Raw genomic sequence first — 24614 nt, forward strand, 5'->3', positions numbered from 1 at the left:
TTAATGGCAACTTTTGATGAAATTTATGAAAAGATAAAAGAATACCCAACAATTATTTTGCACCGTCACACTAGTCCTGACCCAGATGCAATTGGCTCTCAAGCTGGTTTAGCAAGATCATTGAGATTAGCTTTTCCAGATAAAAAGATTCTTTGTGCTGGTGAAAATGATGAAGGTGACTTGATCTGGATTAATAAAATGGATGAAGTAACACCTGAAGATTATCAAGGAGCTTTAGTAATTACTACTGATACTGCAAATACTCCACGTATCTCTAATAAGAATTACGATAAGGGAGATCTTTTAATTAAGATTGACCACCACCCAGATGTAGATCCATATGCAGATATGAGCTATGTAGATCCAGACGCACCAGCTGCTTCAGAAATTGTCTTTGACTTTTTGAAAGCAGAGAACTTACCAGTTACTAAGGAAGTTGCGGCAGCTTTATATGCAGGTATTGTCGGCGATACAGGTAGATTTATGTATCCTGAAACTTCAGCGCACACTTTTGACGTTGCAGCCGAATTAACTAAGACGGGAATTAACATTACTGATATTGCTAGAGAAATTGCAGATGTTACTTTTGATGAAGCCAAGTTGCAAGCTTTAGCAATGGATAAGATGGAAATTAACCCAGTTGGAGCAGCTTACACAATTTTGATGCAAGACGATTTAAAGAAGATGGGATTAACTGACGATCAAGCAAATGTTGCTGTTTCAACTCCAGGTCGAATTAAGGACGTTTTAGCTTGGAATGTATTTGTTGAAAAACCAGACGGTACTTTCCGCGTTCATTATCGTTCAAAGGGTCCTGTAATTAATCATTTAGCTGAAAAGCATGATGGTGGTGGCCATGCATTAGCATCTGGTGCCAATGCCAAGGATATGGATGAAGTAAAACAAGTCTTTGACGAAGTAGTAGAAGTAACAAAGAAGTACAATGAAGAACATGGCACAAACAAATAGTATATTTCAAAGTGAAAAGATTAGACCAGAATTACGAACTGGTCTAGAAAAAATTAACTTTAGTAAACCCACTAAGGTTCAAGCTGCAGTTATTCCGGCTCTTTTAAATAATAAAAACGTCGTAGTTCAAGCAGCTACTGGTTCAGGTAAGACTCATGCCTACCTGCTTCCACTTTTGAACATGATTGATGAAAATGCCCCAGTAACGCAAGCTGTAGTAACTGCGCCTAGTCGTGAATTAGCAAATCAATTGTATAAAGTAGCGCGTCAATTAAGGGATGCGAGTGGTCTAAATATTTCAATTGAATATTTAGGTGGTGGCAATGACCGGAATCGCCAAATTGAAAAAGCTGAAAATAGGGCTCCACAATTAATTATTGCTACTCCTGGTCGTTTACATGACTTTGCATCAAAGAAAGTTATTAATTTAGATAACGTCAAAGCCTTTATCATTGATGAAGCAGACATGACACTTGATATGGGCTTTTTAGGGCAAATGGATGAGATTATCTCTAAGTTAGATAAAAAAGTCGTTTTAGGTGCTTTTTCAGCAACTATCCCAGTTAAGCTAGAAAATTTCTTAAGGAAGTATATGTCAAAGCCGGACTTTATCGTTATTGATAATCCAGCAATTATTGCTCCAACAATTCAAAATGACTTAATTGATGTTGGTTCAAGAGATAAAAAAGAAATTTTATATAAGCTCTTAACAATGGGACAACCATATTTGGCCTTAGTTTTTGCTAATACTAAAAAGACTGTTGATGAATTAACTGATTATCTTGAAGAGCAAGGCCTTAAGGTGGCTAAGATCCATGGCGGAATTACTGAACGTGAGCGCAAGCGTATAATTCGCCAAGTTAGAGAAGGTCAGTACCAGTATGTTGTAGCTAGCGATTTAGCTGCTAGAGGAATTGACGTACCTGGCGTTAGTTTAGTGGTTAACTATGAGATTCCTAAGGATCTTGAATTTGTTATTCACCGAATTGGTAGAACTGGTCGAAATGGCCTTAAAGGTCACGCAATTACCTTGATCTATGATGAGGAAATGCCACAAATTGAAGACTTAGAAAAATTAGGTATTCACTTTGACTTTAAAGAAATTAAAAATGGTGAATTAGTTGAAAGAACACACTACCATCGTCGTGACAATCGTCAAGCTCGCAGTCACAAGCTTGATAATCGCATGATTGGAATGGTTAAGAAGACTAAGAAAAAAGTAAAGCCCGGTTATAAGAAGAAAATTAAGCAAGCCATTCAAAAAGACCGCCAGCAAAAGCGTAAGATCGAAGAGCGTCATCAAATTAGAAAAGCTAAACGTAGACGTAAGCGTGAGCGCGAACAAGCACGCGGAAATTTTGACAACTAGAAAATTTGTAGTAAAATAAATCACGTTTAGGACATATTACTGAAGTATTTTCTTCAAAGAGAGGACCAGGCGGGTGAGAAGGTCTAGAAGTACTTAGTAATGCTACCTAATTTAACTAAGAAATTAAATATTTAAAGAGGTAACAAACACTGTTGCAATCAAGGTGGTACCGCGCTGGGAGCGTCCTTGTTTTATGCAATAGTGTTTTTTATATTTGTAGGAGACTTTTTATGAAACAATTGACTAGTTCACAAGTACGTCAAATGTTCTTGGACTTTTTTAAAGAGCATGGCCATATGGTTATGCCCAGTGCATCATTAATTCCACAAGACGATCCAACCTTATTGTGGATTAACTCTGGTGTTGCTACGATGAAGAAATATTTCGATGGTTCTGTTGTACCTAAGAATCACCGAATTACTTCTTCTCAAAAATCAATTAGAACTAATGATATTGAGAATGTTGGTAAAACTGCACGTCACCAAACTTTCTTTGAAATGCTTGGTAACTTCTCAGTTGGGGACTACTTTAAGAAAGAAGTTATTCCTTGGGCATGGGAATTTTTAACTAGTCCAAAATGGTTAGGCTTAGATCCAGATAAGCTTTATGTAACTGTTTATCCTAAGGATACAGAAGCATACCATATGTGGCATGATGTTGTTGGCTTACCTGAAGATCACATTGTGAAGTTAGAAGATAACTTCTGGGATATTGGTGAAGGTCCATGTGGTCCTGACTCAGAAATTTTCTATGATCGTGGTCAAGAAAATAACGATGTTGCTGAAGATGATCCTGAAAACTTCCCAGGTGGGGAAAATGCTCGCTACCTTGAGATTTGGAACATCGTATTTTCACAATTCAATCACTTACCAAATGGTAAATATGTTGATCAACCACACAAAAACATTGATACCGGTATGGGATTAGAGCGTGTTGTTTCAATTATTCAAGATGCACCAACTAACTTTGAAACTGACTTGTTCATGCCAATTATTAAAGAAACTGAAAAGTTAAGTGATGGCAAGAAGTATGCAGCAAACAAGGAAGATGATGTGGCATTTAAGATTATTGCCGACCACGTTCGTGCTGTAAGTTTTGCGATTGCTGATGGAGCTCTTCCTTCAAACTCAGGTCGTGGATATGTTTTACGTCGTTTAATTAGACGTGCCGACTTGAATGGTCAACGTTTGGGTATTAAGGGTGCATTTTTGTACAAATTAGTACCTGTAGTTGGCGAAATCATGAAGAGTCACTACCCAGAAGTTGTTGATCAACAAGCATTCATTCAAAAAGTAATTAAGAACGAGGAAGAAAGATTCCAAGTAACGCTTTCATCTGGTTTGAACTTACTTGATAACATTATTGCTGAAGCTAAGAAGAGCGATGACAAGACTGTTTCTGGTAAAGATGCGTTTAAGTTATTTGATACTTACGGCTTCCCATATGAATTAACTTTTGAAGCTGCTCAAGATGCTGGTCTTAAGGTTGATAAGAAGGGCTTTGATGAAGAAATGAAAGCCCAAAAAGAACGTGCTCGTAAGGCTCGTGGTAACTTACAATCAATGGGCTCACAAGATGTTACTTTGATGAACATCAAGGACAAGAGTGAATTTGAATATAGCACTCTAGAAGAAAAGCATGCTAAATTAATCGATATTGTTGTTGATGATAAGCTAGTTGATAAAGCCGATGGTGAACACGCAACTTTAATTTTTGATAAGACTCCATTTTATGCAGAACGCGGTGGACAAGTTGCTGACCATGGTGAAATTTTGAACCAAAATGGTGAATTAGTTGCTCGCGTAACAGATGTACAACATGCACCAAACGATCAAAACTTACACTTTGTTGATATTATTTTGCCACTTGAAAAGGGACAAGAATATATCTTGAAAGTTGACCAAAAACGTCGTCGCGGCTTAAAGCACAACCATACAGCTACCCACTTATTGCATGCTGCTTTACGTGAAGTTTTAGGTACTCACACTCACCAAGCTGGATCTTTAGTTGAACCAGACTACCTACGTTTTGACTTTACTAGTTTAGAGCCAATGACTAAGAAGGAAATTGCTAACGTAGAAAAGATCGTTAACGAAAAGATCTGGGAAGAAATTCCAGTTAAGACAACAGTTACTGATCCTGATACTGGTTTAAAGATGGGTGCTTTAGCCTTATTTGGTGAAAAATATGGTGACACAGTTCGCGTTGTTCAAATTGATGACTTCTCAACTGAATTCTGTGGTGGTACCCACTGTGAAAACACTGACCAAATTGGTATGCTTAAGATTGTTTCTGAATCTGCTGTTGGTGCTGGTACTCGTAGAATTATTGCTGTTACTGGTCCAGAAGCTTATAAGTATGTAACAGACCGTGACGAGATCTTGAAAGAAGTTCAAGATGAAGTTAAGGCAACTAAGGCTGAAGATGTAACTAACAAGATTTCTTCTCTTGAAGAAGACTTACGTGCAAGCCAAAAAGAAGCTGAACAATTAAAGGCACAAATTAACAAGGCAAAAGCAGGCGACTTGTTTAATGATGTTAAGCAAGTTAAAGATTTAACTGTAATTGCTGCTCAAGCTGATGTAGAAGGCATGAATGATTTACGTGAACTTGCCGACAATTGGAAGAGCAGTGCTAAATCTGATGTTTTAGTTTTAGCTGCTGAAGTTAACGGTAAGGCTAACATGGTTATTAGCTTGAACGATAAGGCAATTAAAGCTGGTCTTAAAGCAGGCGACTTAATTAAAACTGCTGCTCCAATCTTTGGTGGTGGCGGTGGCGGTCGTCCAAATATGGCACAAGCCGGTGGTAAGAACCCAGCAGGTTTAAAGGACGCTATCGCTAAAGTGTTACAAGAAGTTGAAGAAAAACAAAATTAATTGAGTTCGTTCGATATTTCAAGTAAAATTAAGAAGAATAGGAGGAATTTTATTATGAGTTCGCTAGATAAAACAATGCATTTTGACTTTAACCAAAATAAGGGTAAGAATGTATACGACACTCTACAAGACGTATACAATGCACTTGAGGAAAAGGGCTACAGCCCAATTAATCAAATTGTTGGTTACTTACTCTCAGGCGATCCTGCATATATTCCTCGGCATAATGATGCCCGTAATTTAATCTTGAAACATGAACGTGATGAAATTATTGAGGAATTGGTTAAGAGTTATTTAGGTAAAAATAAATAATGCGATTACTTGGACTGGACGTTGGCTCTAAGACTGTGGGGGTTGCAATTAGCGATCCTTTGGGAATCACTGCTCAAGAGCTTGAAACAATCAAAATTGACGAGAGCAAGTTTAGTTTTGGCATGCGTCAAATCAGAAAGATTGTCCGTAAATATGACGTCGAAGGTTTTGTTTTAGGACTACCCAAAAATATGGATGGCAGTAGTGGGCATTCTGTAGAAAGAAGTAAGCAGTACGGTGAACGCTTGAAAGAGAAATTTGACTTGCCTGTTCATTATATGGATGAGCGGCTTACAACCGTACAAGCTGATCGTATTCTAGTTCAAGAAGCTGGCGTACATGATCGTGTTGAAAGAAAAAAAGTTATTGACCAAATGGCTGCTGTTTTGATTTTACAAAGTTATCTAGAAGCAACCAGAAAGGATAAGTAAAATGAGTGAAAAAATTAACGCTAACCAAGATAATGATCGTCAAATCACTTTAGTTGATGATCAAGGCAATGAAGAACTTTTTGAAATATTATTCACTTTTACGTCTGAAGATTATGGTAAATCCTATGTTTTACTATATCCAGCAGCCGTTAGCGACGATGATGATGTGGAAGTACAGGCTTTTAGCTACGATGCTGACGAAGACGGTGATGTAACCAGTTCTGACTTACACGAAATCACTGATGATGACGAGTGGAATATGGTACAAGGCGTTTTAAATACATTTTTGTCAGACGATCGCTTAAGTGGCGAATAATCTTCAAAAAAGACTGGCGGAGGGGCTAGTCTTTTTTGCTTAATAAGGATGAACAATGATTTCTATTCTCATTTTATTAATTTTTATTTATTGTTGTTATGTAGGTTATCGACGTGGCATAGTGTATGAAGGCTTGGCTGCAGGTGGATATGTAGTAGGGTTGATTTTTGCAACATTATTGTACAAACCCTTTAGTAACTTCTTAAATCTTTGGGTGCCATATCCTTCAGCGAGTGATCGAAGTAGTTTTGCCTTCTTTGATAAGACTACAGGATTAACCTTAGATAAGTCATTCTATGCAGCAATAGCTTTTTCGATTGTTTTGTTGCTTGTTTGCTGTATATGGCGTTTGGTGATGTTAGGTTTTAATCAGCTAAGGTATATTACTGTAGATGCTAGATTAAATACATGGGGCAGCATTATTATTGCTTTTATTGTGACCCAGATTAGTGTTTATTTGCTTTTATTTATTTTAGCTACGATTCCTAATAATAGTTTGCAAAATATGCTGGGGCATTCTATTTTAGCAAGTGGTATCTTGCATTTTTCTCCAGGAATTTCACAAGTTTTCATAAAATTATTCATTACAACAATATAAAAAGTGGGCCCAGTTATGGGGCCCTTTTTGCTAGGTGGAAGATATGAACTCTAAAATTATTGAAAAATTAGAATATAATCGCATAATTAAACAATTAAGTGACTTGGCAATTACTGCACCTGCAAAAGCTCAGGCTTTGAAATTAATGCCAAGCAGTGACTTTGATGAAGTAAAAAAATCGATTGATCAAACTAGGGTACTTTCGAATATCTTGCGGGTTAAGGGACCAATGCCGATAACGGACTTTAAAGATGTTCGACCTAGTTTGAAGCGACTTAAAGTTAAGGCTAACTTAAATGGCGAAGAATTAGGTAATATATTTCTAGTCCTTAGTCTGGCTAAAGACGTGGGACAATTTACATCGGACCTTGAAGAGCGTGAAATTGATACACGTCCTATTGAAAAATATCTCAAAAATTTAGCAGTTTCAGAAGATTTGTTTAAAAAATTAAATCAGTCAATTGAATATGATGGAACAGTTAAGGATACAGCTTCTTCAAAATTGATGCAGCTTAGACATGATATTCAGAGTAATGAAACTGATATTAAGAACCACATGAATGACTATATTAGTGGCAAACATACGCAGTACTTGTCAGAAAATATTGTAACTATCAGAGATGGACGTTATGTTTTGCCAGTAAAACAAGAATATAAGAATAAATTTGGTGGAGTTGTTCATGATCAAAGCGCTAGTGGTCAAACTTTATTTGTTGAGCCACAAGCAGTCTTAGTACTTAATAATCGTCAGCAAAATTTGCTGGCTCAAGAACGACAAGAGATTCACCGTATTTTAATCGAGTTATCAGAACTTGCTGGTACTTATCAAAAAGAAATTAAGAATAACGCAGTAGCTTTAGCTCAATTAGACTTTTTAAGTGCTAAAAGTAAATTAGCAAAGAAAATGAAGGCTACAGAGCCTGTTCTAAATCAAGATCATGTTATCAAATTAAGAAAGGCACGACACCCTTTAATTGATCCAAAAAAAGTAGTACCCAATAATATTGAACTAGGAACTACTTTTGACACTATGTTAATTACAGGACCAAACACCGGTGGTAAAACGATCACGTTGAAGACTTTGGGATTACTTCAATTAATGGCACAAGCTGGCTTATTTATTACTGCAGAAGAGGGGAGTCAGTTAACGGTCTTTAATGAAATCTATGCAGATATTGGAGATGAACAATCGATTGAGCAATCTTTAAGTACATTTTCATCGCATATGGATCAAATTATTAAGATCATGAATAATGTTACTGAAGATGATTTGGTTTTAATTGATGAACTTGGTGCTGGAACTGATCCAGAAGAAGGTGCAAGTCTAGCAATCGCAATCTTAGATGATTTACGCCAAACACAAGCAAAGATTGCGATTACTACGCACTATCCAGAATTAAAACTGTATGGTTATAATCGCGAGCGAACTACCAACGCTTCAATGGAATTTGACTTAAAAAAATTGGCACCAACTTATCGCTTGAGAATTGGAATTCCTGGTCAAAGTAATGCCTTTGCGATTGCACATCAATTAGGGATGAATGAAGCTGTTGTAGATAAGGCTAGAAGTTTAATGAACGATGAAGACAGCGATATTAATAAAATGATTGAGCGTTTAACTGAACAAACTAAGGCTGCTGAACAACTTCATGAAACTTTGAAGCAAAATGTTGATCAAAGTATCACGCTTAAACGTCAACTTCAAAATGGACTTGATTGGTATAACCAACAAGTACAGAAACAACTTGAAAAGTCTCAGGAGAAGGCTGATGAAATGCTTGCTAAGAAACGTAAGCAAGCTGAAAAAATTATTAATGATCTTGAAGAGCAAAGAAGAGCTAGCGGACAAGTTAGAACAAATAAAGTAATTGAAGCTAAAGGCGCTTTGAATAAACTTGAGCGTGAAAATCAAAACTTAGCTAATAATAAGGTGCTACAGCGTGAAAAAAAGCGTCATGATGTAAGTGTAGGCGATAATGTTAAAGTCCTTTCATATGGCCAACAAGGTGTAATTACGAAGAAGTTAGGCGATCATGAATTTGAAGTCCAAATTGGTATTTTGAAAGTGAAGGTAACTGATCGTGATGTTGAAAAGATCGCTGCACAAGCCAGTCAAAAAAAGCCAGAAAAATCTGTTCGCTCTAGCCGCGGTCTTCGCTCTAGCCGTGCAAGCAGTGAACTTGATTTAAGAGGGCAGCGCTATGAAGAAGCTTTAACTAACTTAGATCGTTATCTTGATGCCTCGCTTTTAGCTGGTTTGAATACGGTGACCATCATTCATGGTATTGGTACAGGTGCAATTAGAAATGGTGTTCAACAGTATTTGAAACGTAATCGACATGTAAAGAGTTATAATTATGCTCCAGCCAATCAAGGTGGAACAGGGGCTACAATAGTTAATTTGCAATAAGCAATATACTTGCAAAAAGTAAGTAGTTCTACTAAACTATATTTATAATTTAAAGAATTTATTTTGTGAGGTAATAACTATGGTTGATGAAATTACAGATGCAACTTTTGAAGATGAAACTAGCGAAGGTGTTGTTTTAACTGATTTCTGGGCAACTTGGTGTGGTCCATGTAAAATGCAATCACCAGTAATTGACCAACTTTCAGAAGAAATGGACGATGTAAAGTTCACTAAGATGGATGTTGACCAAAATCAAGAAACAGCTCGAAACTTAGGAATCATGGCAATTCCAACTTTACTAATTAAAAAAGATGGTAAAATTGTTGACCGCCTAACTGGCTATACTCCTAAGGAAAAGCTTGAACAAATTTTAGATCAATACACTGATTAATTTACAGTCAAAAAGGGTACAAACTATGAATTTTAAATAGTTTGTACCCTTTTTAGTATTAATATTTTTTCTTCATTAAGAGTAATTAATCAGACTGAGCTGTGATTTGAACGACATGTTTTTTAGTAATCGTAGCTGAAGCCTCAGTAGGAGTACCATTTTGGCGTTCTAAACATTCTGCAATAATTCCACTTTCTAATGAAAACTCATCACTTTGACTATCTAGTCGATCAGTAACAACTTGTCCTGAAAGTTCGAAAACTGCAGTGTGTTTACGATCTTTGAGTACTTTTAAAGTTCCAAATTGAGCCATGTCAAAAAATTCGATTAAGTCATCGATATCTGATAAGTCATATTTACGACTGACATGTTTACCAGCCCAGTAAAGAATTTCTTTATCTTCGCTACCTAAGATAGTAGGCAAGATAAAGTCACGGTATAATGAATTTAAAAAATAAAGATGTTCGTTTGTATGTTCCATGCTTTCATTTCCTTTTGTCTTCTATAACATTTTAACTTAAAATAGGTGGAGGGGAAAAGAGATTTTAATCATCATTTGTTTAAAGGAGTTTTTTTAATGGATAATCGACCAATTGGAGTTTTAGATTCAGGCTTAGGTGGCTTAACTGTATTAAAAAAAGTAATTGAAAAAATGCCTAATGAATCAACTATTTTTATTGGTGATCAGGCTAATATGCCATATGGAGATCGCTCAAAAGAAGAAATTATTTCTTTAACTCGCGATAGTGTAAACTTCTTATTAAGTAAAGATGTAAAGATTATTATTTTTGGTTGCAACACAGCGACTGCAGTTGCAATGTCTACTATTCAAAAAGAAGTTCCTTTGCAAATAATTGGAGTGGTTCAATCTGGTGCCTTAGCTGCAGCTAGGACCACAGAAACAAAGAATGTTGCGGTAATTGGTACTAAGGCAACTGTTAATAGTCATTCTTATTCAAAAGAAATTCAATATCGTGATCCAGAAATTCAAGTAAGCGAATTTGCACAACCTAAATTAGCACCTCTTGCTGAGGAAGATCCTGCTGAAGAGATTAAACAGGCTGTTGTCAGCGAAAGTTTAGCGCCATTGAAAAATATTGATTACGATACTCTTGTTTTAGGCTGTACTCATTATCCATTATTAAGAGGTGAAATTGTTGCAGTGGTTGGTCAAGATAAAAAAATTGTTGATCCAGCTGATCAGGTGGCACAATATACCTATAACGTTTTACGGCGTGACGGCTTATTTGCTGCTGATGATTCTGATACAACACATGAGTACTATACGACAGGGGAAGCTAAGAAGTTCACTGAAATAACACGTCAATGGATGAATGATGAAACAATTGTTGGTCATCATGTAGATGCTGAGGATTAAAATGGATACTTTATTATTTGCAACTAACAACAAAAATAAGGCTAAGGAAGTTGAAGAGGCCTTACAAAAGAATAACTTTCCAATTCATGTGATTACTAATCAAGATTTAACTGATCCGCCACATGTTTTAGAAACTGGTACCACATTTTTAGCTAATGCCAAGCTAAAGGCTCATCAGATGGCAGAATTTAGCAATCTACCGACTTTAGCTGATGATTCAGGATTATCGGTCGATAAATTAAATGGCGCTCCTGGTGTCTATTCTGCGCGCTATGGCGGTGAAGCTCATAATGACGCTTTGAACAATGCTAAGTTATTAGCTGAATTAGGCGGCGTGCCAAAAGAAGAAAGAAAGGCTACTTTTCATACAACAATGGTTGTTTCCTGGCCAGGTAAATTTGAGGATGATTTAGTAACCGAAGGCGAAATTCGCGGTGAAATTTTAACTTATCCACAAGGTAAAGGCAATTTCGGTTATGATCCGCTTTTCTTTGTTCCTGATAAGGGCAAAACGTTTGCTGAAATGACAGTGGATGAAAAGAATGCAATTTCTCATCGAGGTCAAGCTTTGAGAAAATTACTTACTGAATTGCCAGCCTGGTGGAAAAAGATGGAAAATAAATAAATTTCGAAGAACTTATTCTGATTAATGGATAAGTTCTTTTATTTTCTACTTTTAATTGTTAAGATGAAAGCGCTATACTAAAATTGTGAGTTTACTTGATAAATGTAAGTTTAGTTGAAATTGAGGTTATAGCGTATGAAAAAAGTTTTAGCAATTAATTCAGGAAGCTCTTCCTTTAAATATAAATTATTTTCTTTCCCTGATGAAAAAGTCATTGCTTCAGGAATGGCTGATCGAGTGGGGATGGAAAATGCTGTCTTTAAAATCAAGCTAAGTAATGGCCGAGAATATATCAAAAATATGCCTATTCATGATCAAGAAGAGGCAGTGAAGCTTTTAATTGAGGATTTGAAAAAATTTCATGTAGTTGAAGACCTGAGAGAAATTACTGGAATTGGTCACCGAATTGTAAATGGCGGTGAAATATTTAAGGAATCTGTTCGTGTTGGTGACAAAGAGTTACAAGAAATATTTGATTTAGGTGAACTTGCACCTTTGCACAATATTCCTGAGGCAAATGGAATCAAGGCCTTTTTGAAAATTGTTCCTAATGTTCCACAGGTAGCGGTTTTTGATACTTCTTATCATCAAACTTTAGATCCAATCCACTATCTATATTCGATTCCTTATGAATATTATGAAGATTATGGCATCAGAAAATATGGTGCGCATGGAATTTCTATTTCTTATGTTGCACCGCGTGCAGCCAAGATGCTTAAGAAAAATCCTAACTTAGTTAACTTGATTGTTTGCCACTTAGGATCAGGTGCTTCAGTTACTGCGGTTAAACGTGGAAAGTCTTATGATACTTCAATGGGAATTAGCCCGTTAACTGGTGTAACAATGGGAACGAGAAGTGGAGATTTTGATCCTTCAGCGCTGCAACGTTTAATGCATAAGACCGGAATGAATATTGATGAAGCAATTGATGTTTTGAATTATAAGTCAGGATTATTAGGTATTTCAGGTGTATCTTCTGATATGCGTGATTTAATTGAAAGTAAAGATAAGCGTGCTAAGTTAGCACGTAAGATATTCATTAACCGAGTTGTTCGCTATGTAGGCGCCTATGCAGCAGAGTTAGGCAGAATTGATGCAGTTGTCTTTACTGCAGGAGTAGGTGAACATGATCCTGGCATTAGAGCTGGTATTATGTCTTCATTAAGATATTTGGGTTTAGAACCAGATTTTAAGGCTAATCGAACAGATGGCGAAAAGTTTATTTCTAAACCTAAGTCTAGAGTAAAGGCACTTATTGTCCCAACTAATGAAGAATTAATGATTGCTCGCGAAGTAGTTCGCGTTGTGCAATAAAAAAGGATTAAGCAATAGATAAAAGTCTAGTTGCTTAATCCTTTAAGATGCAGAACTATTTTCTTGTTTTGTTGGCATGGGACTGAATTTAAGCCCGCGTTGATTGAATTCTTTGATATAAGCACTGAGATAGGCATTTTTAATCGTACTTTGGCTATTTGCAATTACTTGAAAATGAATTTGATAGGTAATACTTGAGCCGGTTTGATTAATGATTCCAATAATTTGAGGGCCCTTTTTGATTTGTTTTTTAAACTTATCTTTTAAAGCGGCGTTTACCGTATCAACGGCATGATTAATTTCAGTAAGATTATTTTCTACTGAAAGATTTAAATTAATATCCATGCTCCAGCCAGAGTGTGAACCATGACTCAAATTTTCAACTACGGTAATGTTACGATTAGGAATATAGATTACAGCGCCATTAGTAGTTTTAAGGCGGGTATTACGCAAGGTAAAGGAGAGAACAGTTCCGGTGTAGTTGCCAATTTTGACAGTATCGCCTATATTGTATTCACCTTCGCTTAAGATGTTCATCCCAGTTATGACATCGCTAACTAAGCCCTGTGCGCCCATTCCTAAGGCTAGAGATACTAACCCTACACTAGCTAACAACGTTCCGACTGGGATTCCCATTAACGTTAAAACGCTATATAAATAAAATAAGAGAACAGTGTATTGAAAAAGAGCAATTCCTAATTGAGCTAGAGTTCTTTTCCTTCCAGTCATACGTTCTTGAAATTTAGGATTCTTTAATAAATATTTCGTTAATAAGCGTTTCCCTATATGCCAAATTAAAAAGAAAATAATTGTAGTAATAATAATTTGTATACCACGACTTAATAAAGTATGAAGTACATTGTCCCAATTAATTAAGGAATCAATGTTATTAGTTTTTTTAGTTGTAGAAGTTCCTTTTAGAAGAGTAGACCAGTTCAACTCATGCCCTCCTTATCTAATTTCTTTAAAAATAGTATATCAAAAACTTGGGTACTATTTCATTGCTTGAGGGGAGGAATAATGCTAGACTTTTTTATGAGAGGAATAATTAATGGAGGATAGATTATGTCAATTTCATATGGTGCATTAGCTGGCTTAATTGCAGCAGTTGCCTTTTTAATCTTGGTCTTATTTACTTTACCTTTAATTGTTAGAGTTACTAAGACAATGAAAAAAGTTGACGCAACTATGGACAGCGTTAATACAGCTGTTGATGATTTAACGAAACAAACTTCTGTATTAATGAAGCAAAGTGAAGATTTATTAGAAAAAAGTAATGCTCTTCTAGCTGACGTAAATGGAAAAGTAACAGAATTAGAACCAGTTGTAAAGGCGGCAGCAGATTTAGGTGAAAGCTTGTCAGACATCAATTCTTCATCAAGAAGAATGGTTGAACGCTTCTCTGGTATGGGTATTAGAGGAGCTGGAATTGGCATCTTTTCATCTCTAGTTAGTCGCATGTTTGCAAGACGTAAACGTCGTCGCGGTGAAGACTAATATTTATTAAAGGAGAACAATTATGCGTAAACTTGGTGGATTTTTATTAGGTAGCGTTGTTGGTTTAGGTGTTGGCTTAATTGCTGGCTCATTATTGTTGCCAGAAGACGCAACTGATGATGTAAAGAAAAAACTTGCTGAAAATGAAAAATTGCAAGATTTGAAAGAAAAGTATGATAAGGGAACTGAAGCAATTAAGAATCAATTAGCTTCTTTCCCTAAGTCAGTTGAAGATGATTCAGAATTAAGAGATTTTGATGATATCGTAATTGATGACACTAACAAAGATCTTGGCGAAGATGAAAAATCTGATAAGGATGCTGTTAGTGACTTAAACAATGCTGAAGATACTGAAAATAACTAAAATTAAATATTTATAAAGAGAATCAAGTTTTGCTTGATTCTTTTTTTTACAATCAAAAACCTGCTGATAAAGTTTATCAACAGGTTTTTTTGATTAGTCTTTAACTGGAATGTATTTTAATTCCTTACTTGTCTTAGTGAAGGTTTCAAAACCGTTTTTAGTGACTACACCACAATCTTCAATTCTAACGCCGGCTACGTTAGGAATGTAAATACCAGGTTCAATTGAGAAGCACATACCTTCTTCAAGAACTACGTCGTTTCCTTCCATGATTTGTGGAAATTCGTGAACGTTCATCCCAATACCATGACCAAGACGGTGAATAAAGTATTCTCCATAACCAGCTTTAGTAATAATATCTCTAGCAACAGCATCAAGTTCGCTGGCAGTAATACCTGGTTTCGCTGCTTCAATAGCTGCTTGTTGTGCTTCACGGTCGACTTCATAAATTTCTTTTTCTTTAGCAGTTGGTTCGCCGTAAGCGACAGTTCTACTTGAGTCAGAAGCATAGCCGTTGTGCATGGTTCCAAGATCGAATAAAACTAATTCGTTTGGTTCAATTTTGTTCATTGTTGGACCAAGGTGAGGGTTAGCTGCATTTGTACCTGCTTGGACGATCGTTTCAAAACTAGTATGCATTACACCTTTTTGAAGTTTTAGTTGGTAATCAATTTGTCCAGCAACATAACGTTCAGTTACGCCGTTTCTAAGAGCATTGAAACCAATTTGAAAAGCAAAGTCAGCTTCTGCACCGGCAGCTTTTAATTGTTTTACTTCTTCGGGGGTTTTACGTAAACGTGCTTCAGCTACGAATGGAGAAACGTTATTGGTAAATGAAGAATCAGGAAAGGCAATGCGTAATTGTTCTAAACGATCAACTGAGAGATGTGATTTTTCAATTGCGATATTATTAGGTTTACCGACACGTTGATTTACTAGATCAGCAATTTTTGCCCATGGATTTTCATGGTCAAGATAGCCATAAACATCACCATCCCAGGCAGAATTTTTAGCTTCTTCAACATTTAATTCAGGCGCAAAGATAAATGCAGGCTTGTCTTTAAAAGCAAGTAAAGCAAAAATTCTTTCATGTGGATCCATGCTATAGCCAGTGAAATAATTAATACTGATTGGATCAGAAATATAAGCAACGTCATTATTGGTTGAAATTAACCAATTTTGTAACTTGTCTAAATTCATAATTTTGGCTCCTTTTTTAATATATACTGGGAGTATACCATATAATATGGTAAAATAATGAGTTTTTAGTCGTAAACGGTTGCAATGTGTGAATATTCTTGATAAGTTATAAAAGAGTGTTTTTACAGGAGTGTGAGAAATTTATGCAAAAGCAAGAAGTAACTATTTATGATGTTGCTCGTGAAGCAAAAGTTTCTATGGCTACTGTTTCAAGAGTAGTAAATGGAAATAATAATGTACGTAAAGAAACACGTGAAAAAGTATTAGCTGTCATTGATCGCTTGCATTATCAACCTAATGCAGTTGCTCAGGGATTAGCTTCAAAGAGAACTACAACAGTTGGATTAATTGTTCCTGATTTGACAAACATGCACTTTGCTGAGTTATCTAAAGGAATTGACGATATTGCTACGATGTATAAGTACAATATCTTACTTTCCAGTGTTGGTAATACTTTGTTGAATGAAGATCAAGTAATCCAAAACTTACTTAATAAGCAAGTTGATGGTGTAATTTACATGTCAAACTTAATGAGTGAAAAGGCTCAAGAAATCTTCAAGCGTACAAATACACCAGTTGTTTTAGCTGGTACTGCTGATGCTAACCAAGACTTTCCAAGTGTAACAATTGACTATAAAGCCGCTGAAAAGGAAGCATTGAGTCTTCTTTTAGAAAACGGTAAGAAGAACTTAGCCTTAGTTGTAGGTGACGGAAAAGCTTATGTTAACAAGGACAACCGTTTCGTTGCTTATACGGATTTCATGGAAGAACATAATTTGAAGAATGTTCATATCTATGAAGATGCTAAAACTTATGAAGATGGCTATAAGTTATTTAAGCAAATTAAAGCTGATAAAGTAGATGGGATTATTGCTACTCGTGATGTAACAGCTGCAGGTATCGTTAATGCGGCTGTTCATGCAGGCGTAAAGATTCCAGAAGACTTAGAAATTATTTCTGCTGCATCAACTAATGTTGCTAAAATTGTTCGTCCTCAATTAACAACTGTTCAACAACCACTTTATGATATCGGTGCTGTTGCAATGAGAATGTTAACTAAGTTGATGGACGATGAAGAATTAGATGATGCTCATGTTATCTTGCCATATACTTTGAAGAAGTCTCGTTCTACTAAGTAGATAAGTTAATTAAAAAAAAGTACTGTTACTCTGCGGTTGAAAAAACGTCGATGTTAACAGTACTTTTTTGTATTGTGAATTTAAATGGTTTCACTAGCTGTATTTTTTATTTCATTTAAATTAACTACTTTGTTAGCTAATTGTTCGATTTCGTTCCTTAAGTGATGAGTTACCATAATCACTGTTTTATCCTGTTTAGTCAGAATCAAACGTTCGAGCTGTGTACTTGAGGCTTTATCTAATGCAGACGTTGCTTCATCTAGTAAGTAGATTGGAGTATCACGTAATATTTCTCTAGCAAATGCAATACGTTGCTTTTGACCGCCAGATAATTGCTTTCCTTGATCATCTAAAACTGTATCAATTCCATTAGGTAGTTTAGTAATTAAATCTTCTAGGCCACATTCTTTGATTACCTTATTAATTTTCTGAGTTGATATCTTTTTTCCTAAAGTTAAATTCCATTTTAGGGATGCTGAAAAAATATACGAATCTTGCTGTAAATAAGAAATTTTCTGATGTAGGTCATGATCTGAAATTTGATCGTAACTCATATTGCCAAGGTTAATTTCTCCTTTGTAGTCTCTTAGTAAGCCACCAATTAGATTTAAAATTGTAGATTTTCCAGCTGCAGAATCTCCTGTTAGAATATATTTATTTTGCAATATAAAATCTAAATTCAAATTATGGAAAATTGGTTCATCACTTTCAGCATAATGGTAGGAAACATTCTTTAGGTTAAGTTTTCCTAGTTGCCAATTAGAAATTGAATGAGTCTCACTTTCATTGTTAGATACAGATTTAAATTTTTCCATTATTGGTTTTATAGACTTAAATTCCTGCCAATTAAAACTAATACCACTTAATTCAGCGAAAATTGTACTAGCAAAGAATTGTGCACCACTAATCGTTCCTACTAGGGTGAGATGATGTAAGATTAGCCAACCAGTTTGTCCTAAAATAATGACTTGGCTAATAAATGCTAAGCCATTAGTTATTGCTTGAGTTATTCCAGCCGTTTTACTGTAGTTTAGTGTATGCTTTTTTACATCGTCTGAAGAACCCTCGATTTTTTTTACGATAGTCTGAGGGAGATTAGCTAAAAAGAGTGTATTGAAGCCATTTAATATATCATTAATTGTATTAACTAATCGTTCATTAGCATGAGTATATTCTAATGATCGTTTAGCTAAGATTTTAGAAAACATATTTGGCACGATTCCCATAATAACTGTTAAGACAACAACAGTTACTACCAAACTTATATTGAAATATGCTAGTGTAAGCATCCCAAAAACTATTTCACTAACTTGTCTGACAATCATTAAAAAGTCAGTAATTCCGAAATTATTAATAGTAGTAATATCATTAGTTAGCCAAGAACTGTATGTTGCTACAGTTTGTTTATGAAAAGTAGCATAATTTGCCTTGGATAAGTCTGTTGCAATACTATTTCTGATTAATTTGTCTACATTTTGAGATAAACGTGTCTGTTCTACGTTAACAAGGCAATTAACAATAGCATAAATGATATAGGCTCCGCCCATTATTGCAACCCACATAAAGAATTCAGCGGCACGTAATTTAGCAACCGAACTCAATGCATTAGCGCTAGAAATACCTGCTAGTGTTAAAAATCCAGCATTAACAACTATGAGAAAGACTACTAATAGAAATTCCCATTTTAACTTTTTCGTAAATTGCAATAATAAATTGAACACTTTTGGTTAAGCTGCTTGATAGATTCGATCTAATTCTCTTTCAAAGATTTCATCTGGTGTGTGATAAGCTAAAATTTTTCTTGGCAATGAGTTGCACCAGGTTTCAATGTCAATGATATTTTGTAAAGAATAGTTAGCTATTGCTTCTCCTTTAGGAATGAATCTGCGAATAAGACCATTGTGTCTTTCAACTGTTCCCTTATCACAAGAAGTGTAAGGATGGGCATAGTAAACCAGTGTATTGGATGCTTCTTCTAGGTTGGAAAGATCCGCAAATTCTGAACCATTATCAGTGGTAATAGTTTTAAAAATATCATTCCAGTGTTCACTGTATTGTCTTTGGAGTTCTTTAAAGGCCTGCATGACACTGATAGAAGTCTTGTCGGGAATACGAATAATTAAGAATTCACGACTCATGCGCTCAGATAAGGTTAACAGCACTTCATCATCTTTAGTCTTATGTCCAAGGACCAAATCGCATTCCCAATGACCGAATTCATTACGTTCACTAATTTCTTTTGGACGTTCTTCAATACTTCTGCCAAGCTTTTTCTTGTTTTTGCGAACACGATGAAGCTTGGTATTGCGTTTAAGCTTCTCAGGCAAGTCGTAATTATAAATGCCTAATAAGCCCTTATCAACGTAATTATAAAGAGTTTTGGTGCAGACAACATCGCTGCTAGAGAATTCGCCAGCAGCAGTGGCACGATTACTGCAAACATCAAGCGACCAACCGTCTTTAAAGAAATGTTTGTGGACATAGTGAATAAATTGATTTTTTTTGAGAAAGTCTGATTTACGCCCACAATTTTTACGATGAGCTTGATATACATCATGTCCTTGAGTAGCCTTGTATCTTTTGACTTTACCATGATACAGTTTTACAGTGCCACGTTTAACCTCATAACTGATAGTAGAAGGAGAACAGTTGAGTTCACGAGCAATTGCACGCAAAGAGCAGCCATCTTTCAAACGCAATTGAATAATAACTCGCTCTTCAAATGATAAATGCTTTCCTTTAACGTGCCGATTCATGGTAGAATGTAAAGAGTCCATTTTGACCTCCAATAGAAAGTTTTTGTGGTTATTAACATTCTATCAAACAGGTCCGAATGGACTTTTTATTTTTCTAAAGTGTTCAATTTGATTTTACAATCAACGATTTTAACTTTTTGAAATATTTTAGTAATTCCATTAATTCTCCTTTAAATATTAAAATTTGATTTAAATAATAATACTTTGATTAATTTTATTCAATATATTTTAATAATTAGTTTGAAAATTATAGTTTTAGTCAAACAAAAAACTGATAATCGTTAATTTTGATTATCAGTTTTTATTGATTTTAAAACTATATTTTTCTATGGAGCAGTTGGACCATTATTAGTGGCTGTACTGCCTTCAGTGGTCTCGCTGCTAGTATTTGTGTTAGCAGCTGAACCTTCATTAGAACTAATATTTGAATTTACATCATTTGCAGCATTGTTGCTCTCGGAATTACTACTTTCCGCGGAAGAAGATGATTCACCTGTGGAACTTGAACGATTTCGCCTAGTAGAAGTAGATGATGAAGAACCATTATTATTTCCTCCTTGACCAGTACTTCGAGCTTGTTGGTCATTTGCTCCGACATTTCGGTTAGTTGAAGACGAAGAATTATTATTTGATTCACGGTAAACTTCGTGGTTTTTGCCGTAATAATTTTTAGCATCTTCTGAAGTTGAACCATCAGCGACAGCAAATAGGCTGTTGATGTTTTTCTTCTTAGAAATTGTCTTGCCAGTATAGATTAAGACTTTGCCATAATCATTATTCTTGCCTTCTAAGTAATCATAGAAGAGGTTGTAGTCTTTAGTTGATCCACCGATACCAAATCTAGCAGTAGCAGCTGGAGCAGGGGACAAACTTAATGCAGTAGTCTTTTTGCCAGAAAGCTCAATATTATCGCCATCATAGCTTACAGTTCCTGGTAATGTTCCAGTTCTTGCTAAGACTCTATTTTTATAAACCGAGCTTGGACGACTTGGTGCATCATTTAATTTAAAGATCGATGGATCTTCTTCGTAAAGTGCATTAGCGATATTTGCCCAAAGATTTAAGTTGGTCTCACTAGAATTAGAATCTAGGTTGTATGAGTGACCATAGAAGTTGTCATAACCCATCCAACTAGAAATCGTGATTCCAGGGGTAGACCCATTGAACCAAATATCACGATAATCGTTACTGGTTCCAGTCTTACCAATTAAGTTCTTGTAGTTAAACTTCAAAGTACCTGTTAAACTTGATGCAGTACCCTTAGTTACTACTTGGTGAAGCATCTTCTGCATAATGTAAGAAGTACCAGTAGAGAAGACCTTTTGTGGATTTTGCTTATGCTTATAAATTACTCTACCTGATGGATCTTGAATTTCTTCAATGTAGTATGGATCAGCACGCTTACCATTGTTATAGAAGTTAGAGAAGGCACTAGCATTATCGGCAACTGAAAAACCATAATCTGTACCACCGAGGGCCAAACCTAGGTTTTCAAATTCGCTTTTACTCAAGTTTAAGCCGAGTTTTTTCATATCCTGACGCAAGTTAATGTTCTTATCGTTGACTAACTTACTGTATAAGTTTACGGCAGGTAAGTTGTAAGATTTACTTAGAGCTTCTTGAGCTAAGATAAACCGGTTTTCTACAGTTGAATTATAGTCAGTTGGAATATAGTTGCCAAATCTAGTAGGGAAATCTGCCAGCGCTGTTTGGCTAGAAATCAGCTTGTGTTCAATTGCTGGACCATAAACTAGATATGGCTTAATAGATGAACCAGGTGAACGATAAGTATCAAAGGCGTGGTTAATTTGAGAGTTCTTAAAGTCAACTCCGCCACTGAATGCTAATACCTTGCCAGTTGCGTTATCAATTACAACACTACCATTTTCCACATGTTCGGTAGTATTAACCCACTTGTTAGTAGATGAGTCAAAATCACGAGAAGTCTTATCTTGACCATATTTATTTTGCTTAACTATACGTTGCATGGTTTGATAAAGTGGCTGTCTAATCGTGGTCTTAATATGATAGCCCTTTTGATGAAGTAATTCAGTTGCACTAGTTAGGTATTGATTATAACGGTTAGTATCTTGTTTAACATCTGATACCTTTAAACCATCTTGCTCAATTAATTTTTCTGCTAAGAGACTGGTACTCTTATTCATTACTAAATTATATAAGTAGCCACTTTGCTTCTTTTGTTTGGATGCTTTTTCAGGAGCAAGAAAATCAGCACGTAAATCATATTTTTTAGCTGCAAGATAGTCTTTTTTACTAATATCGCCATTTCGATACATCCGAAATAGAACAATATCTTTTCTGCGCATTGCTAAATCAAGGTCTTTTTTAATTTTTCCGTTTAAACGATATGGGGTATAAATAGATGGACTTTGAGGTAAACCAGCAATGAAAGCAGCTTGTGGCAAGTTAAGTTCAGAAATAGACTTACCAAATATACCTTGTGCCGCAGTTTTAATACCCACAATGTTTTCTCCACGGTTGTTTTTACCATAAGGAGCAGCATTTAAATATGAACGGAGAATATCTTCTTTTGAGAAATGCTTTTCGATCTTATGAGCATAAAACATTTCGGTAACTTTTCTTCTCCAAGTGGTCTGACTAGTTAAAAACTGCATCTTAACCAATTGCTGAGTTAAAGTTGATCCACCAGTTTGTACACCAACACCAGTTAGTTCAGAAAGGACAGCTCTAACTAGGGATTTAGGTAAAACTCCCTTATGAATATAGAAATTTTCATCTTCAGTAGCTGTTACAGCATTCTTAACTAAAGGGGTTAGTTCGCTTTCACTTGCCTTTTTGGTGACTGTATCTGAGCGAACCGTAGCAATTTTTTTATTGCCAGCATAGTAAAGTGTGGCTGAATTTTGTGCATGGTTTATTTGCTGATTTAATTCGCTAATTGTTGGAATGGGCTGCTGGCGAACAATGCCAAGGGCGTAGCCACCACCAAAACCAATTAGGAGAAATAAACCAAAAACTGCAATTAAGATCAAATAATGGAAAACACGACGTAAAGTTAAATAAACGATGCCGCTGTAAAATTTCCATTGGCTTTCGTCTGATTCGCTTTGAAGTGTTTTAACTTCTGGCCCCGCAGTTAGGAACTCTATGATTTTTTCTTTTAAATTTTTCACAGATCAGGATCCTTTGTTAATTACTTTCCCCCTATTATAGCAAAAAAAGGACTAGCATTGACGTTGTCCTTTTTTACGAATTTATTAATATTTTGATTTATTTAGTTAATTCATAGATTGCTTCAGCATAAATAGCAATTGAATTAATCAAATCTTCAACCTTCATGTATTCATTTGGTTGGTGCATAACAAGTGGAGCACCTTCTGGTTGAGCACCAAAGGCTACACCATGTTTAAATAAACGACCATATGTACCGCCACCAATGATAACTTCATGTCCCTTCTTGCCAGTTTGCTTTTCATAAACTGACAGAAGAGTTTTAACGATTGGATCGTCTCCAGGAACATAATGAGGCGCTTCTGCTGAGCCATCAACTCTGGCGTCTAAGATATTGCCAAATTTTTCGTTGATTTTTTTAACCATTTCTTCTGGTTCAATACCTTGTGGGTAGCGAACGTTGTTTAGTAGGTATGCATTTTGACCTTCAAAGTTAAACATACTTGGTGAACTGGTTAAGTCGCCCATTAAGTCGTCATGATGGAAAATACCTAACTTCTTACCGTTAAAGTCTTTATGTTCAACAGTTGCAAGGAAGTGTAAGAAATTCTTGGCTTGACCATCAAAATTAAGACTATCAAGGAAAAGAGCAAGGTAAGTAGCAGCATTTCTACCAGTTTCAGGAGCTGAAGCATGAGCACCGTGACCGGTTAGAGTTAATGAAAGACGACCGCTAAGCATTTCTGCTTTTCCTTCAAGTTTATGTTCTTTAAGGAATAAGTTGAATTTTTCCTTGATGCCATCAATATCGCCTTCAAGTTGAGCATGAGCGGTTTGAGGGATGACATTAGTTGCAATTCCTGATTGGAATGTCCAAAGTTTAACGTCGCCTTGGTTTGGATTATCTTTAAAGTCAAGTTTTAAGGTAACAATGCCTTGTTCACCATTGATAATTGGAAATTCTGCGTCAGGTGAGAAAGCAACATCTGGGGCAGGTTGATGCTTTAAGTAGTAGTCAATTCCAACCCAGTTAGTTTCTTCATTAGTTCCAACTACGAAGTCAATTTTCTTTTTAGGTTTAAAGCCGTGTTCTTTTAAAATTAGCATCCCATAGTAAGCTGCTAATGATGGGCCTTTATCATCGGCACTACCACGTCCATAAATTTTGCCATCTTTGATAGTCATCTTAAATGGATCGGTCTTCCAGCCTTCACCAGCAGGAACGACATCCATGTGACCGATAATACCGACACGCTTGTCGCCAGAACCCATGTTGATTCGACCAGCATAGTTATCAAAGTTTTCAGTATCAAAGCCGTCACGTTTAGCAAATGATAAAAACTTTTTCATAGCCTTAACTGGTCCGGGACCTACAGGATATTCTTTGCTAGTATTATTTAAATCTTCAGAAGAATCAATTGCAATCAATTCTTTTAAATCATTTAAAATAGCATCCTTCTTTTCTTGTGCTAATTTTTTATAATCTAGTTCTTCCATAACATACTCCTTTATT

At 35.7% G+C, this 24614-nt stretch carries 22 protein-coding genes; 15 read left to right on the forward strand and 7 right to left on the reverse strand.

Features of this window, described 5'->3' with window-relative positions:
* Positions 1–3 precede the first annotated feature (3 nt).
* From F3I00_RS02195 to trxA, 9 genes are all read left to right on the forward strand, one after another.
* A complete protein-coding gene (locus F3I00_RS02195) occupies positions 4–969 on the forward strand; it encodes a bifunctional oligoribonuclease/PAP phosphatase NrnA (RefSeq protein ID WP_020807781.1) in 966 nt (321 codons plus the stop codon).
* A complete protein-coding gene (locus F3I00_RS02200) occupies positions 953–2338 on the forward strand; it encodes a DEAD/DEAH box helicase (RefSeq protein WP_020807780.1) in 1386 nt (461 codons plus the stop codon). Before F3I00_RS02195 ends, F3I00_RS02200 begins: the two co-directional genes overlap by 17 nt.
* Positions 2339–2568: 230 nt before the next feature.
* Positions 2569–5217 (forward strand): alanine--tRNA ligase, encoded by a 2649-nt coding sequence (gene alaS / locus F3I00_RS02205; RefSeq protein ID WP_020807779.1) that lies wholly within the window; start codon positions 2569–2571, stop codon positions 5215–5217.
* 54 nt (positions 5218–5271) lie between these two features.
* Positions 5272–5529, forward strand: a complete 258-nt coding sequence (locus tag F3I00_RS02210; RefSeq protein ID WP_003647717.1) for an IreB family regulatory phosphoprotein — start codon at positions 5272–5274, stop codon at positions 5527–5529.
* Positions 5529–5960 carry a Holliday junction resolvase RuvX gene (gene ruvX, locus F3I00_RS02215; RefSeq protein WP_003649348.1) on the forward strand — a complete coding sequence of 144 codons (432 nt, stop codon included), beginning with the start codon at positions 5529–5531 and terminating at the stop codon, positions 5958–5960. The genes F3I00_RS02210 and ruvX overlap by 1 nt, the downstream gene beginning before the upstream one ends.
* A gap of 1 nt (position 5961) precedes the next feature.
* The gene (locus tag F3I00_RS02220; protein ID WP_020807778.1) at positions 5962–6276 is read left to right on the forward strand and encodes a DUF1292 domain-containing protein; all 315 of its coding nucleotides are present in this window, start codon (positions 5962–5964) and stop codon (positions 6274–6276) included.
* A gap of 55 nt (positions 6277–6331) precedes the next feature.
* On the forward strand, positions 6332–6874 hold the full coding sequence (locus tag F3I00_RS02225; RefSeq protein WP_020807777.1) for a CvpA family protein: 543 nt from the start codon (positions 6332–6334) through the stop codon (positions 6872–6874).
* A gap of 43 nt (positions 6875–6917) precedes the next feature.
* Positions 6918–9284, forward strand: coding sequence for an endonuclease MutS2 (locus F3I00_RS02230; RefSeq protein WP_159310968.1), 2367 nt, complete (start codon positions 6918–6920; stop codon positions 9282–9284).
* Positions 9285–9363: 79 nt separating this feature from the next.
* Complete coding sequence (gene trxA / locus F3I00_RS02235) at positions 9364–9675, forward strand: thioredoxin (RefSeq protein WP_020807775.1); 312 nt, start codon at positions 9364–9366, stop codon at positions 9673–9675.
* Between the two features lie 85 nt (positions 9676–9760).
* Here trxA and F3I00_RS02240 read toward each other — a convergent pair whose 3' ends face one another.
* Positions 9761–10156 (reverse strand): YslB family protein, encoded by a 396-nt coding sequence (locus tag F3I00_RS02240; RefSeq protein ID WP_003647712.1) that lies wholly within the window; start codon positions 10154–10156, stop codon positions 9761–9763.
* Positions 10157–10252: 96 nt separating this feature from the next.
* On the opposite strand from F3I00_RS02240, the gene murI reads away from it, so the two are divergent.
* The 3 genes from murI to F3I00_RS02255 all read left to right on the forward strand — a co-directional run bounded on the left by murI (position 10253) and on the right by F3I00_RS02255 (position 12992).
* Positions 10253–11053, forward strand: a complete 801-nt coding sequence (gene murI / locus F3I00_RS02245; RefSeq protein WP_020807774.1) for a glutamate racemase — start codon at positions 10253–10255, stop codon at positions 11051–11053.
* A 1-nt stretch (position 11054) separates the two neighbouring features.
* Positions 11055–11678: an XTP/dITP diphosphatase gene (locus tag F3I00_RS02250; protein ID WP_020807773.1), complete on the forward strand. Its 624-nt coding sequence runs from the start codon at positions 11055–11057 to the stop codon at positions 11676–11678.
* A gap of 135 nt (positions 11679–11813) precedes the next feature.
* On the forward strand, positions 11814–12992 hold the full coding sequence (locus F3I00_RS02255; RefSeq protein WP_020807772.1) for an acetate/propionate family kinase: 1179 nt from the start codon (positions 11814–11816) through the stop codon (positions 12990–12992).
* A gap of 42 nt (positions 12993–13034) precedes the next feature.
* On the opposite strand, the gene F3I00_RS02260 is transcribed toward F3I00_RS02255, so the two are convergent.
* Positions 13035–13931, reverse strand: coding sequence for a mechanosensitive ion channel family protein (locus tag F3I00_RS02260; protein ID WP_003649340.1), 897 nt, complete (start codon positions 13929–13931; stop codon positions 13035–13037).
* 126 nt (positions 13932–14057) lie between these two features.
* On the opposite strand from F3I00_RS02260, the gene F3I00_RS02265 reads away from it, so the two are divergent.
* Both F3I00_RS02265 and F3I00_RS02270 read left to right on the forward strand, forming a co-directional pair.
* Positions 14058–14489: a DUF948 domain-containing protein gene (locus F3I00_RS02265; protein WP_020807771.1), complete on the forward strand. Its 432-nt coding sequence runs from the start codon at positions 14058–14060 to the stop codon at positions 14487–14489.
* 22 nt (positions 14490–14511) lie between these two features.
* Positions 14512–14853: a hypothetical protein gene (locus F3I00_RS02270; protein ID WP_003647706.1), complete on the forward strand. Its 342-nt coding sequence runs from the start codon at positions 14512–14514 to the stop codon at positions 14851–14853.
* A gap of 93 nt (positions 14854–14946) precedes the next feature.
* Here F3I00_RS02270 and F3I00_RS02275 read toward each other — a convergent pair whose 3' ends face one another.
* Entirely contained in the window at positions 14947–16053 is a 1107-nt protein-coding gene (locus F3I00_RS02275; RefSeq protein WP_003649338.1) for an aminopeptidase P family protein, read from the reverse strand.
* 143 nt (positions 16054–16196) lie between these two features.
* On the opposite strand from F3I00_RS02275, the gene F3I00_RS02280 reads away from it, so the two are divergent.
* Positions 16197–17192: a substrate-binding domain-containing protein gene (locus tag F3I00_RS02280; RefSeq protein WP_020807770.1), complete on the forward strand. Its 996-nt coding sequence runs from the start codon at positions 16197–16199 to the stop codon at positions 17190–17192.
* 80 nt (positions 17193–17272) lie between these two features.
* Here F3I00_RS02280 and F3I00_RS02285 read toward each other — a convergent pair whose 3' ends face one another.
* The 4 genes from F3I00_RS02285 to pepV form a co-directional block, all read right to left on the reverse strand.
* A complete protein-coding gene (locus F3I00_RS02285) occupies positions 17273–18913 on the reverse strand; it encodes an ABC transporter ATP-binding protein (protein WP_024273025.1) in 1641 nt (546 codons plus the stop codon).
* 6 nt (positions 18914–18919) lie between these two features.
* Positions 18920–19969 (reverse strand): IS30-like element ISLga1 family transposase, encoded by a 1050-nt coding sequence (locus F3I00_RS02290; RefSeq protein ID WP_087261295.1) that lies wholly within the window; start codon positions 19967–19969, stop codon positions 18920–18922.
* A gap of 305 nt (positions 19970–20274) precedes the next feature.
* On the reverse strand, positions 20275–23103 hold the full coding sequence (locus F3I00_RS02295) for a transglycosylase domain-containing protein (protein ID WP_020807922.1): 2829 nt from the start codon (positions 23101–23103) through the stop codon (positions 20275–20277).
* A 97-nt stretch (positions 23104–23200) separates the two neighbouring features.
* Positions 23201–24598 (reverse strand): dipeptidase PepV, encoded by a 1398-nt coding sequence (gene pepV / locus F3I00_RS02300; protein ID WP_020807923.1) that lies wholly within the window; start codon positions 24596–24598, stop codon positions 23201–23203.
* Between the last annotated feature and the right edge of the window lie 16 nt (positions 24599–24614).

The sequence above is a fragment of the Lactobacillus sp. JM1 genome, from assembly GCF_009834385.1.
GTDB lineage: Bacteria > Bacillota > Bacilli > Lactobacillales > Lactobacillaceae > Lactobacillus > Lactobacillus paragasseri.

Bases quoted from the DNA above. Each gene is read 5' to 3' on its own strand.
- F3I00_RS02195 (WP_020807781.1), top strand. From the start codon at position 4: ATGGCAACTTTTGATGAAATTTATGAAAAGATAAAAGAATACCCAACA.
- F3I00_RS02200 (WP_020807780.1), top strand. From the start codon at position 953: ATGGCACAAACAAATAGTATATTTCAAAGTGAAAAGATTAGACCAGAA.
- alaS (WP_020807779.1), top strand. From the start codon at position 2,569: ATGAAACAATTGACTAGTTCACAAGTACGTCAAATGTTCTTGGACTTT.
- F3I00_RS02210 (WP_003647717.1), top strand. From the start codon at position 5,272: ATGAGTTCGCTAGATAAAACAATGCATTTTGACTTTAACCAAAATAAG.
- ruvX (WP_003649348.1), top strand. From the start codon at position 5,529: ATGCGATTACTTGGACTGGACGTTGGCTCTAAGACTGTGGGGGTTGCA.
- F3I00_RS02220 (WP_020807778.1), top strand. From the start codon at position 5,962: ATGAGTGAAAAAATTAACGCTAACCAAGATAATGATCGTCAAATCACT.
- F3I00_RS02225 (WP_020807777.1), top strand. From the start codon at position 6,332: ATGATTTCTATTCTCATTTTATTAATTTTTATTTATTGTTGTTATGTA.
- F3I00_RS02230 (WP_159310968.1), top strand. From the start codon at position 6,918: ATGAACTCTAAAATTATTGAAAAATTAGAATATAATCGCATAATTAAA.
- trxA (WP_020807775.1), top strand. From the start codon at position 9,364: ATGGTTGATGAAATTACAGATGCAACTTTTGAAGATGAAACTAGCGAA.
- F3I00_RS02240 (WP_003647712.1), bottom strand. From the start codon at position 10,156: ATGGAACATACAAACGAACATCTTTATTTTTTAAATTCATTATACCGT.
- murI (WP_020807774.1), top strand. From the start codon at position 10,253: ATGGATAATCGACCAATTGGAGTTTTAGATTCAGGCTTAGGTGGCTTA.
- F3I00_RS02250 (WP_020807773.1), top strand. From the start codon at position 11,055: ATGGATACTTTATTATTTGCAACTAACAACAAAAATAAGGCTAAGGAA.
- F3I00_RS02255 (WP_020807772.1), top strand. From the start codon at position 11,814: ATGAAAAAAGTTTTAGCAATTAATTCAGGAAGCTCTTCCTTTAAATAT.
- F3I00_RS02265 (WP_020807771.1), top strand. From the start codon at position 14,058: ATGTCAATTTCATATGGTGCATTAGCTGGCTTAATTGCAGCAGTTGCC.
- F3I00_RS02270 (WP_003647706.1), top strand. From the start codon at position 14,512: ATGCGTAAACTTGGTGGATTTTTATTAGGTAGCGTTGTTGGTTTAGGT.
- F3I00_RS02275 (WP_003649338.1), bottom strand. From the start codon at position 16,053: ATGAATTTAGACAAGTTACAAAATTGGTTAATTTCAACCAATAATGAC.
- F3I00_RS02280 (WP_020807770.1), top strand. From the start codon at position 16,197: ATGCAAAAGCAAGAAGTAACTATTTATGATGTTGCTCGTGAAGCAAAA.
- F3I00_RS02290 (WP_087261295.1), bottom strand. From the start codon at position 19,969: ATGGACTCTTTACATTCTACCATGAATCGGCACGTTAAAGGAAAGCAT.
- pepV (WP_020807923.1), bottom strand. From the start codon at position 24,598: ATGGAAGAACTAGATTATAAAAAATTAGCACAAGAAAAGAAGGATGCT.